This window comes from Flavobacterium caeni, from assembly GCF_900101895.1.
In the GTDB taxonomy this organism is placed as follows: domain Bacteria; phylum Bacteroidota; class Bacteroidia; order Flavobacteriales; family Flavobacteriaceae; genus Flavobacterium; species Flavobacterium caeni.
Genome location: NZ_FMVF01000009.1, coordinates 107,736 through 123,008, shown reverse-complemented (window position 1 = coordinate 123,008; position 15,273 = coordinate 107,736). Strand labels below are relative to the sequence as shown.

General features: G+C 49.8%; 12 protein-coding genes. 2 read left to right on the top strand and 10 right to left on the bottom strand.

Annotated features, from left to right (window positions below; translation table 11 throughout):
• Nucleotides 1–51: 51 nt before the first annotated feature.
• Nucleotides 52–2,190 (bottom strand): S46 family peptidase, encoded by a 2,139-nt coding sequence (locus BLP55_RS10410; protein WP_091143297.1) that lies wholly within the window; start codon nucleotides 2,188–2,190, stop codon nucleotides 52–54.
• Between the two features lie 160 nt (nucleotides 2,191–2,350).
• A complete protein-coding gene (locus BLP55_RS10405; protein ID WP_091143292.1) occupies nucleotides 2,351–3,613 on the bottom strand; it encodes a 3-deoxy-D-manno-octulosonic acid transferase in 1,263 nt (420 codons plus the stop codon).
• A gap of 99 nt (nucleotides 3,614–3,712) precedes the next feature.
• Here BLP55_RS10405 and BLP55_RS10400 point away from each other — a divergent pair, with 99 nt between their 5' ends.
• Together BLP55_RS10400 and galE are read left to right on the top strand one after the other, a co-directional pair.
• On the top strand, nucleotides 3,713–4,846 hold the full coding sequence (locus BLP55_RS10400; protein ID WP_091143288.1) for a DegT/DnrJ/EryC1/StrS family aminotransferase: 1,134 nt from the start codon (nucleotides 3,713–3,715) through the stop codon (nucleotides 4,844–4,846).
• Nucleotides 4,847–4,956: 110 nt separating this feature from the next.
• The gene (gene galE / locus BLP55_RS10395; protein WP_091143285.1) at nucleotides 4,957–5,970 is read left to right on the top strand and encodes a UDP-glucose 4-epimerase GalE; all 1,014 of its coding nucleotides are present in this window, start codon (nucleotides 4,957–4,959) and stop codon (nucleotides 5,968–5,970) included.
• 44 nt (nucleotides 5,971–6,014) lie between these two features.
• On the opposite strand, the gene BLP55_RS10390 is transcribed toward galE, so the two are convergent.
• From BLP55_RS10390 to BLP55_RS10355, 8 genes are all read right to left on the bottom strand, one after another.
• Entirely contained in the window at nucleotides 6,015–8,564 is a 2,550-nt protein-coding gene (locus tag BLP55_RS10390) for a tetratricopeptide repeat protein (protein ID WP_139149647.1), read from the bottom strand.
• A gap of 4 nt (nucleotides 8,565–8,568) precedes the next feature.
• Nucleotides 8,569–9,837, bottom strand: coding sequence for a hypothetical protein (locus BLP55_RS10385; RefSeq protein WP_091143276.1), 1,269 nt, complete (start codon nucleotides 9,835–9,837; stop codon nucleotides 8,569–8,571).
• 111 nt (nucleotides 9,838–9,948) lie between these two features.
• Nucleotides 9,949–10,824, bottom strand: coding sequence for an ACP S-malonyltransferase (gene fabD / locus BLP55_RS10380; protein ID WP_091143272.1), 876 nt, complete (start codon nucleotides 10,822–10,824; stop codon nucleotides 9,949–9,951).
• A 63-nt stretch (nucleotides 10,825–10,887) separates the two neighbouring features.
• Nucleotides 10,888–11,811, bottom strand: coding sequence for a bestrophin family protein (locus tag BLP55_RS10375; protein ID WP_244503453.1), 924 nt, complete (start codon nucleotides 11,809–11,811; stop codon nucleotides 10,888–10,890).
• A 39-nt stretch (nucleotides 11,812–11,850) separates the two neighbouring features.
• On the bottom strand, nucleotides 11,851–12,570 hold the full coding sequence (locus tag BLP55_RS10370; protein WP_091143266.1) for a hypothetical protein: 720 nt from the start codon (nucleotides 12,568–12,570) through the stop codon (nucleotides 11,851–11,853).
• A gap of 97 nt (nucleotides 12,571–12,667) precedes the next feature.
• Nucleotides 12,668–14,029, bottom strand: a complete 1,362-nt coding sequence (locus tag BLP55_RS10365) for a sensor histidine kinase (RefSeq protein ID WP_091143262.1) — start codon at nucleotides 14,027–14,029, stop codon at nucleotides 12,668–12,670.
• Nucleotides 14,029–14,703: a response regulator transcription factor gene (locus BLP55_RS10360; RefSeq protein ID WP_091143258.1), complete on the bottom strand. Its 675-nt coding sequence runs from the start codon at nucleotides 14,701–14,703 to the stop codon at nucleotides 14,029–14,031. The genes BLP55_RS10365 and BLP55_RS10360 overlap by 1 nt, the downstream gene beginning before the upstream one ends.
• A gap of 175 nt (nucleotides 14,704–14,878) precedes the next feature.
• Nucleotides 14,879–15,238, bottom strand: coding sequence for a DUF983 domain-containing protein (locus BLP55_RS10355; RefSeq protein WP_091143254.1), 360 nt, complete (start codon nucleotides 15,236–15,238; stop codon nucleotides 14,879–14,881).
• Nucleotides 15,239–15,273 lie beyond the last annotated feature (35 nt).

Here is a 15,273-nt window from a genome sequence, read left to right as displayed (position 1 = left end):
AATATTTATTTTCCGTTTGACATTGCTTTTAATTCGTTGATATTCAAATTTTTATTTCTTTTTGGGATGAACCAATTTAAGTTCCGAGATCAGGTTTTTGGCGCCGGCGTACTTGTCGATGATGAATAAAACATACCGAATGTCTACCATAATGTTCCTGCAAATGGCCGGATCGTAGTATACATCGCTCATGGTGCCTTCCCAAACGCGGTCAAAATTCAAGCCAATCAAATTGCCTCTAGCATCGATGGCCGGGCTGCCCGAATTACCGCCCGTGGTGTGGTTGGTCCCGATAAAACAAACCGGCATTTTCCCATTCTCGGCATAAGGCCCGTAATCTTTTTTGTTGTGAAGCTCGATCAATTTAGACGGCACATCGAATTCATAGTCGCCGGGAATGTATTTTTCAAGCACACCATCCAGGTACGAAATAGGCGTGTAGATCGTGGCGTCCTTTGGCTCATAGCCTTTTACCTTGCCATAGGTCACGCGCAGCGTACCGTTCGCATCGGGGAAAATGCGCGCGTCCTTGTTCAGTTCGAGTTGCGCTTTCATGTAGCTGCGCTGCAAAGCCGTGATCTTGAGGTTCAGCTCGTCGTATTTTGGTGCGATTTCTTTGGTGTATTTATCGGCCATTTCCTTGACCAACTTAAAAGCCGGATCGTTGTTGAGGTTGGCCAAAGTCGTTTGGGCATCGCCCGAAAGCAGTTGTCTGACGCCGTCGAGGCTCGTCATTTTGGATTGCCCGTATACATCGGCGCTCAATTTGGCCGCATCGATATTCGAAAGGCCAGACGGCAGAAATTGCGCCGGATAGTTCTTCGAATAAATCGCAATCAACTGCTCGAACACCTTTTCGTCTACAGTTTTGTTGAAGTCTTTGTAGAAATCCCCAAGTCCGTCCACAAGGTTTTTGCGTCGGTCGTTGAACGATTGCTCGCCCTTGTTGTTGTAAATTTGTTCGAGTTGGTACATTTTATAGGTCACGCTGAGCAGTTCGGTATTGCGCAACGCGATTTCCAGAAAATACTCACGGCCCAATGCATAGGGCGCGATCTCCTTATAGTATTTGTCGAAGTCGGCCAGCAAGGTGCCATATTCGGCTTGTTTGCCCGCTTTATTGACGCGGTTGGTGAAATCGGCTTCTTGTTTTTTCTTGACCGAAACCGCGTTCGACTTTTTCAAACCTTGCGATTCGCCGATCCATTTTTTCCAATAGTTCGCGATGCTCGCATACTTGGACGCATACTGGATCTTGATGGCCGGGTCCTTGCGCATGAATCCGTCCTCGACCTTGAGCGCCGCATCGCGTACGGCAATACGCGCCGGATTGATGTCGTTCAAGATTTGCTCGACCGCCACCGCGGGCAAGTATTCTGTAGTACGGCCTGGATAGCCGAACACCATCGTAAAATCGTTTTCTTTTACCCCGTCGAGCGAAACAGGTAAGAAATGTTTGGGCGTATACGGCACGTTGTCTTTCGAATATTCGGCCGGGCGGTTGTTTTTGTCGGCATAGATGCGGAACAAAGAAAAGTCGCCGGTATGACGCGGCCACACCCAGTTGTCGGTGTCCGATCCGAACTTGCCGATAGACGACGGCGGCGCGCCCACGAGTCGTACATCCTTATAGGTTTCGGTCACAAAAAGCAAATACTGGTTGCCTTCATAAAACGTACGGATGCGGTTTTCCTGCCAGCTCTCTTTGGGCAGCGACGTGCTCAGCGACTGGATGTTGTCCTGGATTTTCTTTTGTTTGTCGGCTTCGGCCAACGACTGTGTACCGTCGAGTACCTTGGTGGTCACGTCTTCGATACGCACGATGAACGTCACAACTAAATCTTTGTTCGGCAGTTCGTCTTCCATCTTGTAGGCCCAGAAACCGTTGGTCAGGTAATCGTGCTCAACGGTCGAATGGTCCTGGATTTGACCGTACCCACAATGGTGGTTGGTGAGCAGCAGTCCTTTGGGTGAAATGACCTCGCTGGTACAGCCGCCGTTAAAATGCGGGACGGCATCTTTGAGGCTCGACTTGTTCACGTCGTAAATGTCCGACGCCGACATTTTCATGCCCAGGCTTTTCATTTCCTTTTCGTTCATGCCCGAAAGCAGGTTCGGCAGCCACATGCCGCCTTGTTGCGCTTGGGTTTGGATGACGAACAACAAAAAGAGTAATCGTAAAAATCTCATAATATTGGGTTTGAGTGAATTGTTTTTGCAAATGGGCCACCCTACGACCCGATCTGGGGCCGAAAGATAGGATTTTTGAACGGTTGGATTGCGATGCATGGCGCAGGACGGACCAACTTTAACGATAATTTAGCGGATTCCGAAAATGCTTGAATGTTTTTTACGACGCCAATCCGCTGGATGTGTCGCCGCTTGCTTCGATTTGTTTCAAAATTTTTTGCGTGGCATTTTTGTTCATTTGTACAAACGTCGCACAAATACTGCCCTTTTCGCCGCGAATGTCTTGGTTGCGGATCAGGCTGTCCAGCGTTTCATCGAGTTCCGTTTGGTTTGAAACCGACACGCAGCCGCCGTTTCCTACCAATGCCGTCGCCTCGGCAAAATGCGAAAAGTTCGGCCCGATGACAATGGGCACGCCAAATGTCGCGGGTTCGAGTATGTTGTGCACACCGGGATTCCCAAAACCGCCGCCCACATAGGCGATGTCGGCATAGCTGTATATTTTGGTCAGGATGCCGATGGTGTCGATGAGGAACACGTCGTAATCGGCAAGATTTTTCCCTTCTTTTTCAGAAAACAAAACCGTCTTCTTTGAGAGGGAATTTTTGAGTTGGGCGATTTGATCGGGTTTGATGTTGTGCGGCGCGATGATGAATTTGACCGCATTGTTGGTTTTGTTGATGTAATCCACCAGCAGCGTTTCGTCTTTGGGCCATGAGCTGCCCACAACAATCGTCAAAGTGTCGTTTTTGAATTGGGAAATAAAATCGAGCGTGTTGTCTTTTTCCAAAATCGCCGCGACGCGATCGAACCGCGTGTCGCCCGACACCGTCACATTGGTCTTGCCCAACGACAGCAACAGGTCTTTCGATTGGGTATTCTGGACAAAAAAATGATCGAAAGCCTCGAGCGCTTTTCGGTAAAACCCGCCGTACCATTTGAAAAAAACTTGATTTTCACGGAAAATTCCCGAAACCAGGTAGGTCGTGATTTTTCGTTTCTTGAGTTCTTGCAGATAGTTCGGCCAATACTCATATTTGATCAAAAAAACCATATCGGGATGCACGGCATCCAAAAAGCGCTTGGCGTTGCGCTGTGTGTCGAGCGGCAGGTATACCGTTGCATCGGCCACCGCATTGTTCTTGCGCACCTCGAATCCCGACGGCGAAAAGAACGTCAACACAATTTTATGCGCGGGGTATTTTTCCTTGATTTTCTCGATGACGGGAAGCCCTTGCTCGTATTCGCCCAGCGATGCCGCGTGGAACCAAATGGTGCGGTATGTCGGTTTTATTTTATCGGTCAAAGTATCGAAAACCGTTTTGCGTCCGTCGACAAAAAGCTTCATCTTCGGGCTGAACCATGCCACTATTTTCAGGACGAATCCTGTTGCCGAAATCAACAAATCGTAGACGAAAAACATACAGTGTGAATTGTGTCGCTAAAATACACACTTTACAGAAATTTCATTGTCGCGCGTCATTTAATTAGTAGTTTTGCGTAGTTTAAATTTGAACATCCGATGAAAAAAATCCAGATGGTTGACCTCAAAGGGCAATACGAACAAATCAAAGATACCGTCAACGCTTCGATCCAGGAAGTACTCGATACCAACACCTACATCAACGGCCCGCAGGTGCACAGTTTCCAGAAAAATCTCGAAGATTACCTGGGCTGCAAGCACGTGATCCCGTGCGCCAACGGTACCGATGCGCTCCAGATTGCGATGATGGGTCTTGGTTTGAAACCGGGCGACGAGGTCATCACGGCCGATTTTACGTTTGCCGCCACGGTCGAGGTGATCGCACTTTTGCAACTCACGCCGGTGCTGGTAGACGTCGATATTGATACGTTCAACATCTCGATCGACGCAATCAAGAAAGCGATTACGCCCAAAACCAAGGCGATTGTTCCCGTCCATTTGTTCGGACAGGCCGCCAATATGGATGAAATTATGGAGCTGGCCGCGCAGCACAATTTGTTTGTGATCGAAGACAATGCGCAGGCCATCGGTGCGAACTATAAATCGCAAAACGGCGAGAAAACCAAAGTCGGTTGTATCGGACACGTCGCATCGACATCGTTTTTCCCGTCGAAAAACCTCGGTTGCTACGGCGACGGCGGTGCGATTTTTACCAACGACGATTCGCTCGCGCACATCCTTCGCGGAATCGTCAACCATGGCATGTATGTGCGTTACCACCACGATGTGGTAGGCGTGAACTCACGTCTTGACAGCATCCAGGCGGGTGTGCTCAACGCCAAGTTGCCCAAACTCGATGCATACAACCAGGCGCGCCAGACAGCCGCGGCCAAATATTCGGCGGCATTGGCCAACCACAAAAATATCGTGACGCCTGTAGTTGTCGGCGATAAGGACAGCCACGTGTTCCACCAGTATACACTCAGGATTTTGAACGCAGACCGCGACGGCTTGATGCAACATTTGCTCGACAAAGGCATCCCGTGTGCGATTTATTATCCGATTCCGTTGCACGCGCAAAAGGCGTATCTCGATGCGCGTTACAAGGAGTCGGACTTTCCGGTCACCAACCAATTGGTCAAGGAAGTCATTTCGTTGCCGATGCACACCGAGCTCGACGACGAGCAAATCGCGTTCATCACCGGGTCGATCCTTGAATTCTTAAACAGATAACATGCCACAGGACAAAAAGAAGCTCATCATGCAAATCGTCATTTTTGTGGTGACGTTTGCCGTTGCCTTTGTCGCCACGCAATATTTTTTAAGCAAGTAACAACACAACCATGAAAATACTAGTCACAGGAGGTTTAGGTTTTATCGGCTCGCACACCGTAGTCGAATTACAAAACGAAGGGTTCGATGTGGTGATCATCGACAACCTGTCGAACTCATCCGAAAACGTACTCGACGGCATTGTGGCCATCACCGGCAAGAAGCCCATTTTTGAAAATCTCGATTTGCGCGAGAAAGCGGCCGTACAGAATTTCTTTGCGCGCCATGCCGATGTTTCGGGAGTGATCCATTTCGCGGCATCCAAGGCCGTCAACGAAAGCGTCGAAAACCCGCTGTTGTATTACGAAAACAACATCAATGCGCTGGTGTATATCCTTCAGGAGTTGCAAAAAAAGGAATCCGCAAATTTCATCTTCAGTTCGTCGTGTACCGTTTATGGCGAAGCCGATCAAATGCCGATTACAGAAGATGCGCCGGTCAAACCAGCCTTGTCTCCTTATGGCAATACCAAGCAAATTGGCGAGGAAATCATCACAGAAACGTGCAAAGTAAGCAACATCCGTTCGATTTTGTTGCGTTATTTCAATCCGATCGGGGCGCACGCGAGCGCCGAAATCGGTGAATTGCCCAACGGTGTTCCGCAAAACCTGGTACCGTTCATCACGCAAACGGGCATCGGCATGCGCCAACAACTGTCTGTCTACGGCGACGATTACCCGACACCCGATGGCACTTGCATCCGCGATTATATCCATGTGGTCGATCTGGCCAAGGCGCACGTTGTCGCGCTGCAGCGTTTGATTGGCGGCAAAAACCTCGACCGCGTCGAAACGTTTAATTTGGGGACAGGCACAGGAAGTTCGGTACTCGAAGTGATCCAAACTTTCGAAAAGGTCAGCGGCAAAACGCTACCCTATCAAATCGTCGGACGCCGCGAAGGCGACATCATCTCGGCCTACGCCAACACCGATAAGGCCAACGACGTCTTGGGCTGGAAAGCCAAGCTGACGCTCGAGGAAGGTTTGGCGAGCGCCTGGAAATGGGAGCAAAAGATTAGAAGCTAAGATGTATAAAGAAAGACCCCGAAATTTTTTCGGGGTCTTTTGTTTTACTGGCAATTGCCTTGTGCAATCGTCTGTATACCTATGAGCGCGTCGTTGCAAATCGGATTGTCGGGCAGCGGCACTATTTTACCGGCCGATGCGATTTTTTTGGCAAATTTGATCGCGTCGGCATCTTTCTCCAAAATGAACAAACATTCGATTTTGTCGAGCGAAGTGATCGAGACCATTTCGGTCACGGTTTTGTCGTTGTCTAACTCCTTAAGGTAGTTTTCGATTTCCCCTAGATTTTTTGCGTATTCTTTTCGCTTCGATGTCTCGAGCATCTTTTTGACGATTCCCGTCGCATTTTGGTATTCAGGAATGGCGTTGTAGATCGAATCGAGCGACTTGCGCATTTTTTCCTTGTCGAAATCGGCAGGGATAAAGGTGTTGTTGGTTCTGGTCGCGTACTTGGCTACCACCTTGCAATAGTAGGGGCGTGCGGTGAGTTGTATCGGGTAGATTTTGACGGCTTCATACAAGCCCAGTCCGTTGTCGAAAGCTGTCGTTAGATGCGCTTCTTCGGCCGCGACATCGCCCGTTTGACGGCTATGAAGGGCCGTGAGCACCGATTTTTTCTTCGCATCTGCTCCAACGGCATTGACGGCGGTTTGCGTTTTTTGCGCATTGTTTTCGGTGACCAACGACTTGACCAACGTATAGAAGAATTTGTCGTTTTTAGGGTAAATTGCACTCGCTTCGCGTGCAAGGTCTATCAGCGCCGTATTGTTTTTGGATGTTTCGAGTTCGACGATTTTGGTGCCGTAATATTCTTCTGTTTTTTTGATGGTCGCAGTCGATTCAGGTTTTTTGATGACCGCCATGTCTTTGTCGTAGCCCGCTTTGTCACCCATCAATTTTTTACAGTGCGCGCGGTTCAAATAGTACTCCAGTTGGTCTGGTTTGATGCTGATGGCCTTGTCAAAATAAGACAGCGCCTTTGGTTTGTCGCCCTTGGTTACATAAAAGTTCCCCAACGCCGCATATACGGTCGACACGTCGCCGCCCGATTTGGTGAACGCCTTTTTTTCAGACTGTGTATATTGGGCTTTCCCGATTTCATTTTGCAAGATCACTTCATAGGTAGCAATGGCCTTGTCGATTTGCCCCGCTTTGTAAGCCGACAATCCGTGGATTTGCGCGATGTCATAAGGGAAATACTCTGGAAGACCGATGTACAATACGTCACCGAGATTTTCGGCGTAATCGAGCATAAATGGCTTTCCGGCTTTGTCGCGGTCTGAAAAGTCAACGATTCCGTCGGCATCATTGTCGGCCACGAGGGCATCCGTAAGGTTGGCCGACGCAAAGGACGCATAGGATTTAGCAAAGTCTTTGAGTCCGAATTCTGCCATCGCCTTGACGGCCAAAATAATCGCGCCGGGATCATTGGCCTTTCCTGTAGGCGGAAGCGTGGCATTGATTTGCTGGGCCAATGCGCAATCGGCCAAAGTGCCGGTGAAATCTTCGGAGCGGTATTTGGCGTAAGCGCGGGCTACCAGCACCGTGACGAGGTCGGTTTTGGTGATGCGGCCAATAGTGAACTCGATTTTTCCCTTGCCAAATGTAGCCTTGTTGGTTGAATCGTAAAAGCCGTCCGGATAGTGCTCTTGCACAGATCGGTCAGGCAGGTTGCCAGCCAGCATGCGCTCGACCAGCGCTTGTGCATAGTAAAAGTCGATGATGGCCGATCGGTAGGCTCCCAGCTGCATTTTACACTTTCCGCGGCTTTGGTAGGCTTGAAAGAGGTAGTAGGCGCGCGCCGGATTTTTTTTGTACATCTCAATGGCTTTATCGAGCAACGGAATGGCCCCTTTGTAATCCATAGGTTTGGCCAAGCTGAACTGAATATCCGACATTCCTACGGCCTGTCCGTGAAAATAGAGGTCGTTTTGCGATGCCTTTTCATTTTTAAGCATACCGCCTCCAGCGTAAACGTTGTAATCGCTCATCGCATCGGTCAGGATTTTTTCCTGGCGCATTTTTTCCTCATAACGTTTGTTGATGCCAGAAAATGCATACGCCGCTAATCCACCGGCCACGTCGATACCAAAACTTTTGAGTCCGCCTCCGTCGCCAAATTCACCTTGAAAAAAGTCAACGGCATTGTCTATCGCATAGTCAAATTTTGGGTCTTTGCGGCGATCGTACAACTGGCCTGCTATACCGCTCGATGCATTGGTCGGGGTATAGGTGTAATTGCCCGTCAGCGTGCTTTTCATCTGTTGCGATTGCATCGGGTTGAGTCCAAGTAATTCCGACAATTTATCGGTGACGGCTTCGGTCGAAACATCGTTGAGGTTGGCGTAATACAATTGGTCGAAGTTGAGGTTGTTCGACATCTTGAAATTGGCGTATTCCGGAACGTATTTCGACAGGTATTGGTCGATGCCTTGTGCCGAAAGCGGTTCATTGCCAAGCTTGACCACATCTTCCACAAACTGCGGATTGTTGAGCAATTGGTTGAGCGCGTCTTCAGACGATTGGTAGCTTTTGGTTTGTGCCGTGAGCCACAACGGGCCGCATAGCGCGAGTGTAAGTAGGGTTTTTTTCATGGGATTATTTTAAGATGATGGCTTCAGATTCTTTATAGATGTCGCGCCAGCCGCCACGCGTACAACGGTTTTTGGGGTCGTCAGACAAAATGTTGTCGACACAATTGTAGAACATCGTGTCGGCCGGCATAGGATTAGGGTTTTGCGCGGTCGTATAGAAAAAACCTTGTTTGAGGAGCATCCGTTTGGAACCATCTGCAAAATGCATACGCAACGGCATCAGTTCAGGAAGTGTATAGATTTGTCTGTACGAGTTGTAGATTTTCAGATGGTGGTATACCGACGTCTGGTTGTCGGGTGTCGGATAGCTGAACGTGGCGATATAGCCCTCGCAATTCGGATACGTGCAAAAAATGGCATCGTCGTGGTTGACGCGAAACTGCACGCTGAAATACCCGATGTCGCCTTCGGTTTTTTCGAGCATGTACCGTACCTGTACCGCCTTGTCGCTGTTCATGAACAACCAATCGCTGTAGTTTCCGCCGTGTTCCGCCGTTTTGATGTTCGATGGGCTCGCGGCCGAAGGATTCGGTGCCGCCGCAACGGGCTGGGCTTTTTTGACGACGGGCGGCGACATCATTTCACCGATTTCCGTCAGCCGATCGGGATAGACGTGTCCGGCAAGTTCGAGTACTTCGGTTTTGAGCGCTTCGGCCTTGGCGCTATCGCCCGCGGCGTAGGCTTTTTTTACCGATTCGATCATGTCCACGAATGTCTGATCCAGCGGCGAATTTTTCTGTTGTTGGGTCGTGTTGGTGCTACCGGATGGTGTAGCCGCAACGTTGGCAACCGCTCTCTTGACGCAAATGATCACCACGCTTACATACTGCGGACTGGTCATGAGTGCGCTTTGGTTCTTTGGAAGACACCAGTAAAAATCGGTTTCGGCCGAAAAAAAGCTGCGTTTATCGCCCGGTGCCAAGACCAAGTATTGGTCGAACGGGACATAAGCGGCCACCAACGGAACCGAAGAATGTTCCTGCCAGGCAAGCCCCATGTTGTTTTCAGGACATATGGCGCGAAACACCCAGTCGGAAATCAGCACTTCGTCGGGGCCATTATTGGTAATCGTAAAGAAGACAGAAAAAACGTTTTTGTCGTAAGACGTATTGTTTTCAAGCCCGGCTTGTGGTACCGAAACGGTTTTTTGGTTGGCGAGCGTGACCGATACCGAAAGCCCTCCGGCGTGTTGTTCGGTTTTCCCCAGTTGACAATTGAACTGGATGGGCGCGAAATAATCGTGTTGCGCCAGCGTCAGTTCGCTGAACAACAATACAATACAGAGTAGTTAAAAAGCAAGTTTAATTTGTTTGGGATACGGCAAAAATAAAAAAATCTCCATCGCTTTTCGAAAAACGATGGAGATTTTAGAACTTTAACAGTCTTAGGCCGAGGCCACTTCGACCGTGGCATCGATTTTTTTGACCAACCCTTGCAAAACGTTTCCAGGCCCTACTTCGGTAAACAAAGTTGCCCCATCCTTGACCATTTGCTGTACCGATTGTGTCCATTTTACGGGAGCGGTGAGCTGCGTGATGAGGTTTTTCTTGATTTCGGTAGGGTCTGATACCGCGCTTGCCGGTACATTTTGATACACCGGACAAATCGGCTGCGAAAAAAGCGTCGCTTCGATGGCTGCGGCCAATTCTTCGCGCGCAGGTTCCATCATGGGTGAGTGGAAAGCACCGCCTACGGGTAAAATCAAAGCACGTTTGGCCCCGGCGGCTTTCATGGCTTCGCAAGCGCGTTCCACGGCCGATGTTTCGCCCGAAATGACGAGTTGTCCCGGGCAGTTGTAATTGGCCGGAACGACCACGCCGTCGATCGACGCGCATACTTCTTCGACCTTTGCATCGTCCAGGCCGAGCACGGCGGCCATCGTAGAAGGCGTTATTTCACAGGCTTTTTGCATGGCCATCGCCCGTTGCGAGACGAGTTTGAGCCCGTCTTCGAACGACAAAGCGCCATTGGCCACGAGCGCCGAAAACTCGCCAAGCGAATGTCCGGCCACCATTTCGGGTTTGAAAGTTTCGTTCATCGTCTTGGCCAAAATGACCGAGTGCAGGAAAATTGCAGGTTGCGTCACCTTGGTTTGCTTGAGCTCGTCGGCCGTGCCTTCGAACATGATGTCGGTAATGCGGAAGCCCAAAATTTCGTTGGCGCGTTCAAAAAGTTCCTTCGCCAGATCAGATTGTTCGTACAAGTCCTTGCCCATACCTGTAAATTGGGCACCTTGTCCCGGGAATACATATGCTTTCATAGTTTGTCCTTTTGTCTTGAACCCACAAAAGTAAAACTTTTTGGCATTGCTGCGACCTAATGATTACAAAACGAAATAGGCATTCTGCAATGGTTGGATGCGGTGTACGGTTGGCTTCGACGGAATCTCGTGTTCGTACTCGTCGCGGAATTCGTTGACCATTTGCAACAGGTTCTTTTCGATGTTCTCGGCGATGGTGGTCATCGGGGTGTCGGTTGGTCGGCTTTCGAACGGGTCCTGCAAATGGATCGCCATTTTTTCGATCAAAAAGAACGCGGCCCCAATGAGCGCGGTCACCGGAATCTGCAACCAACCCAAGTGATCGGCCACGCCAAACGGCAACAAAATGATGAACAAACACAACGTGAACCGAATGTACATGCTGTAGGTGGTCGGGAAAATCGTGTTCTTGATGCGTTCGCATTTGCCCATCGAATCGCACAAACGCGACAGCGTATTGTCTATTTCAACCTGCTGGAACGTATTGAACTTGCCGTTTTGTGTGGCCTGCGTGAGTTCCTTTCCGTGCAGCATCAAAATCGCGTTGGGTACGTGTTTGTAGCGTTGGGCGAACTGCAATTCCTCGTCGTCGAGCAGCGATTTGATGGGTTTGATGGGATTGCGTCCGCGCAAAGACTGCGCAAGGCTGTAGCACCAGGCGGCTTGCCTTTTGGCGAATCGCTCCTTGAAATTGTTGGCATCGTCCGAAAAATCAGCATCCTTGTAAAACGTCACCACCTGACGCAGCAACGTACGCGAATCGTTGACGATGGCGCCCCAAATGATCCGGGCTTCCCACCAACGATCGTAGGCCTGGTTCGATTTGAAGGCGAGCAACAAAGAGATGACGGTACCTACTATCGTGGGGATGGCAATCGGGATTTCGAGCGATACCGTCCCGTAATAGTAATGGAACAGCGAGAAAGACGTGGCATAAAGCGTCACCAGGACGAGTTCGGTCCTGATTTTGCCCAGCACATATTTCATGGGAATTCGTTTCTTTAACAACATAGCAATCGTTTTTGGTTAGTAGGCAGGTTCGCAGACAGACAGTACGGGCAGGCCCAAATTCTCGTGGTTGGCGACAGACGTCTTTCCGAAAACTTTTTGGGGTTTGCGGGTCTCGATCAAAAGGTCGATCCCGTTTTTGCTGATCGCGTCAAACAGCGCCGGAAGCAGTTCTTCGTGGTTGGCCTCGTCGAAAGGCCGTGCTTGACTGACGATGCGGAACGAAAAGTGGCCGCCCACGAGTTGCGCCACATCTTTGGCCTGAACCTGCGACTTGGTGTTTTCGATAAAAAGTGCCTTGGTGAACGGTGCATCTTCGCACTCAGGGGTCAGCTGCAAAATAGGGGTCTTGCTGTTCTTGAGCAGGTGAAGGAAATGCCTGTGCGGCAAATCGCTTGATTGGACAAACGAATTGGGGATGATCGACAAGCTGATTTCGCACGCGGCGGTAAAATTGCGCAACAAAGGCTTGGTCATCGAAAACTGGCGTTGCATTTTGATTTTGACGAGCGGACAGGCCTCGGCCAATTCCAGACATTCGGCGAACACCGCTTCCTGCGCGGCATCGAGCCCGTTTCTGGATTTGCGAAGCCAGTAGGCAGCCGATGCCACATCGGGCGTTTCCTCGAGTGTCATTAAAACAATCTGCAGTGGCTTATCGGCGGCGTCGGCCAAGGCGACCCTTACCGCTTGAACGGTGTCCTTTTGGAGCGTCGTGGGGATGAGGATGTTTTTCATGGAAAGTGTTTTTGATTACACTTGCAAAACAACAGCCCCCACTTTAGAGCAATCTTAGAATACGATTAGAATTTTATTAGAATGTAGATTAGAAATTCTAATCCCGCGAAAAAACGATCGTCACCATCGTCCCTTGTTGCGGCTGCGATTGGATTTTGAGCTCGCCTTTGTGCATGCGGATGATTTTCATCGCCAGCGGCAATCCAAGGCCATAGCCCGTATAGCGCGAGGCCTCCTTGCCGCGAAAGAAAGGCTCATACAGGTGCGGGATGTCTTCGGGCGGAATCCCGATCCCGATGTCGGTAATGGTCACGAGCAGCTGGGACTTACAAGCCGACAGCGTCACAAACACCGTTTCGTTGTTGCTGTATTTGACGCCGTTCGAAATGATGTTCGACAACGCGAGCTGGATCAATGGTTTGTTACACGGGATCAACAACAGCGATTCGTCGTCGGGCAAATCGTCGAACCGCAAATGCACCTGGTTGTCGGGGTATAATTTGTCGAGGTCGTCCTTGACGTCCATAAGCAATTCGTCGAGCCGCGCTACATCCTTGACCTGTTTTTGACCGTCGTATCCGGTTTGGGTAAGTTTGAGCAGGCTTTCGGTAAGGTTACCCAATCGGTTGGCCTGGTTGTAGATGTTCGTAAGCGCCGCTTCATATTCTTCGGGCTGGCGTTTTTGTAACAGCATGATTTCCGATTCGGCGAGGATGGTGGTGATGGGCGTCTTGAGTTCGTGCGAGGCGTTGTTGATAAAATTCGCCTGGATCTCGAACGACGTTTCCAAACGGTCGAGCATGTCGTTGAAAGTTTGCGTCAAATCGGCCATTTCGTCCTGGTTCTCGACCTGCGGAAGCCGGTTGTGCAGGTTCGACGCGCTGATGCGTTTGACTTCTTTGGTGATGCGGGCCACGGGCTGCACGACGCGCCGCGCCAGAAAACGCCCCAAGAAAAAAGCCAACACGATGAATCCCAACCCGCCTATGAAAAGAATACGGATCATGTACAGCGTACTCAAATCGCCGCGAAGGTCCAGCGCGGTGACAATCACCAGGTATTTTTGTCCTTCCTCGTCAAAAACCTGCCCGTAAAAATAGCGGTGGTTGTCTTCGGTCCAGGCGGTGTTCTTGCGCATGACCTCGGTGTAGAACTCGGTGGGCAAGAGCAAATTCGTGTTGTATTCGAAAGTTTGGTTGCCGTTGACCTTGAGTACATAATCGGCCTCGTCGATGAGTTCTTCGAGACCCTCCGATTTGAGTTTGCGGTAGTATTCGGCCTTGGCGGGATCGTTTTGATAGTGGATCGACGCCACGATTCGGGCACGGTCCTGCAATCTTTTGAGAAAATAGTAACGGTTGTTCTGCCGGAACAGCACCAACACGGCCAAGCAAAGCAGCAGCGTGCTCAGTACCGAAAGCGTCACATAGGTAAAGGTGATTCTCTTGCGTATCTGCATCAGGATTTTAGCGTGTAGCCCATGCCTTTGCTGGTATGGATCAGTTTGTTGGCGTAAGGCTTGTCTATTTTCTTGCGCAGGTAGTTGATGTAAACGTCCACCACATTGGTGTTCATGTCAAAGTTGATGTCCCACACATGGTCGAGGATTTGCTCGCGCGACAAAATCATCCCGTGGTGGCGCGCCAGGTAGTGCAGTAGTCGGAACTCCTTGGCCGTAAGCGAAATGTCGTCTTCGCCGCGGCGCACCGATTTGGATTTTAGGTTGATCTCTAAATCGTCCACCGACAAGATCTCGGACTGCTTGTGCTCCTGTCCCGCTCGTCGCAACAACGACATCACGCGCGCCTCGAGTTCGGCAAATTTGAACGGCTTGGGCAGGTAGTCGTCGGCGCCAGCCTGCAATCCGGCCACGATGTTCTCGGTGCTGCCGAGCGCAGTAAGCATCAATATGGGCGTAAAATTACCCGATGCCCGCAAACGGCGGCAAATTTCCAACCCATTGATGTCGGGCAGCATGACGTCGAGCACAATCGCATCGAAATGGTGATGTTCGAGCATCTCCAATGCGGTTGTTCCGTCGGGAGCCGCGCTGACTTGGTAATTTTTCTCGGTAAGGCCGCGGCAAATGGCAGACAGCAAGGTGGGTTGGTCTTCTACGATAAGCAGTTTCATGGGTTTCCTTTGGTCGTTCTCGCAAAAATAGGTCGCGAAATCTAAAATTTTTCCCAAAATGCTTCAGTGACAGGCCGTTTTGAAGGAAACGCAGTTTAGTTGGACGTTTGTTGTCGATATGCTTCTAAGTGGTCGGTTTTTTTCGGAATCTGCCTAAACGCAAAGCGCTGAAGACTCAATTTGCGTAGTTTTTAAAGATGTAAATCCACAACAAACGCGACAAACGGATGTTAAAAAATGTGAACAAAATCAAAAATCCGGCGATGATCGGAAACATACGCAAATCGAAAGGGCCGTCAAAAAAAGGCCGGATCAGGAAGTAAATCAAGATGCCCTGCGCCACATTGAGCATGTAATTGACATACATCGCGCCAAAAAAATACCCGGGTTCTTTGTTGAACTGCGTGTGGCAGTGGTCGCATTGTTTGTTCATTTTTGGAAAGCCAATCGTGAGGATGCTTTGTTTGTCGAAAATCTTTCCTTTATGACAATTCGGACATTCTGCTTTTAGGATGTGGAATAAAGTATGGCTCATTTTGTTTTGATTTTATAAGAACAAATTTACGATGA

Coding starts and splice junctions, on each gene's coding strand:
- BLP55_RS10410 (WP_091143297.1), bottom strand. CDS start 2,190: ATGAGATTTTTACGATTACTCTTTTTGTTGTTCGTCATCCAAACCCAA.
- BLP55_RS10405 (WP_091143292.1), bottom strand. CDS start 3,613: ATGTTTTTCGTCTACGATTTGTTGATTTCGGCAACAGGATTCGTCCTG.
- BLP55_RS10400 (WP_091143288.1), top strand. CDS start 3,713: ATGAAAAAAATCCAGATGGTTGACCTCAAAGGGCAATACGAACAAATC.
- galE (WP_091143285.1), top strand. CDS start 4,957: ATGAAAATACTAGTCACAGGAGGTTTAGGTTTTATCGGCTCGCACACC.
- BLP55_RS10390 (WP_139149647.1), bottom strand. CDS start 8,564: ATGAAAAAAACCCTACTTACACTCGCGCTATGCGGCCCGTTGTGGCTC.
- fabD (WP_091143272.1), bottom strand. CDS start 10,824: ATGAAAGCATATGTATTCCCGGGACAAGGTGCCCAATTTACAGGTATG.
- BLP55_RS10375 (WP_244503453.1), bottom strand. CDS start 11,811: ATGAAATATGTGCTGGGCAAAATCAGGACCGAACTCGTCCTGGTGACG.
- BLP55_RS10370 (WP_091143266.1), bottom strand. CDS start 12,570: ATGAAAAACATCCTCATCCCCACGACGCTCCAAAAGGACACCGTTCAA.
- BLP55_RS10365 (WP_091143262.1), bottom strand. CDS start 14,029: ATGCAGATACGCAAGAGAATCACCTTTACCTATGTGACGCTTTCGGTA.
- BLP55_RS10360 (WP_091143258.1), bottom strand. CDS start 14,703: ATGAAACTGCTTATCGTAGAAGACCAACCCACCTTGCTGTCTGCCATT.
- BLP55_RS10355 (WP_091143254.1), bottom strand. CDS start 15,238: ATGAGCCATACTTTATTCCACATCCTAAAAGCAGAATGTCCGAATTGT.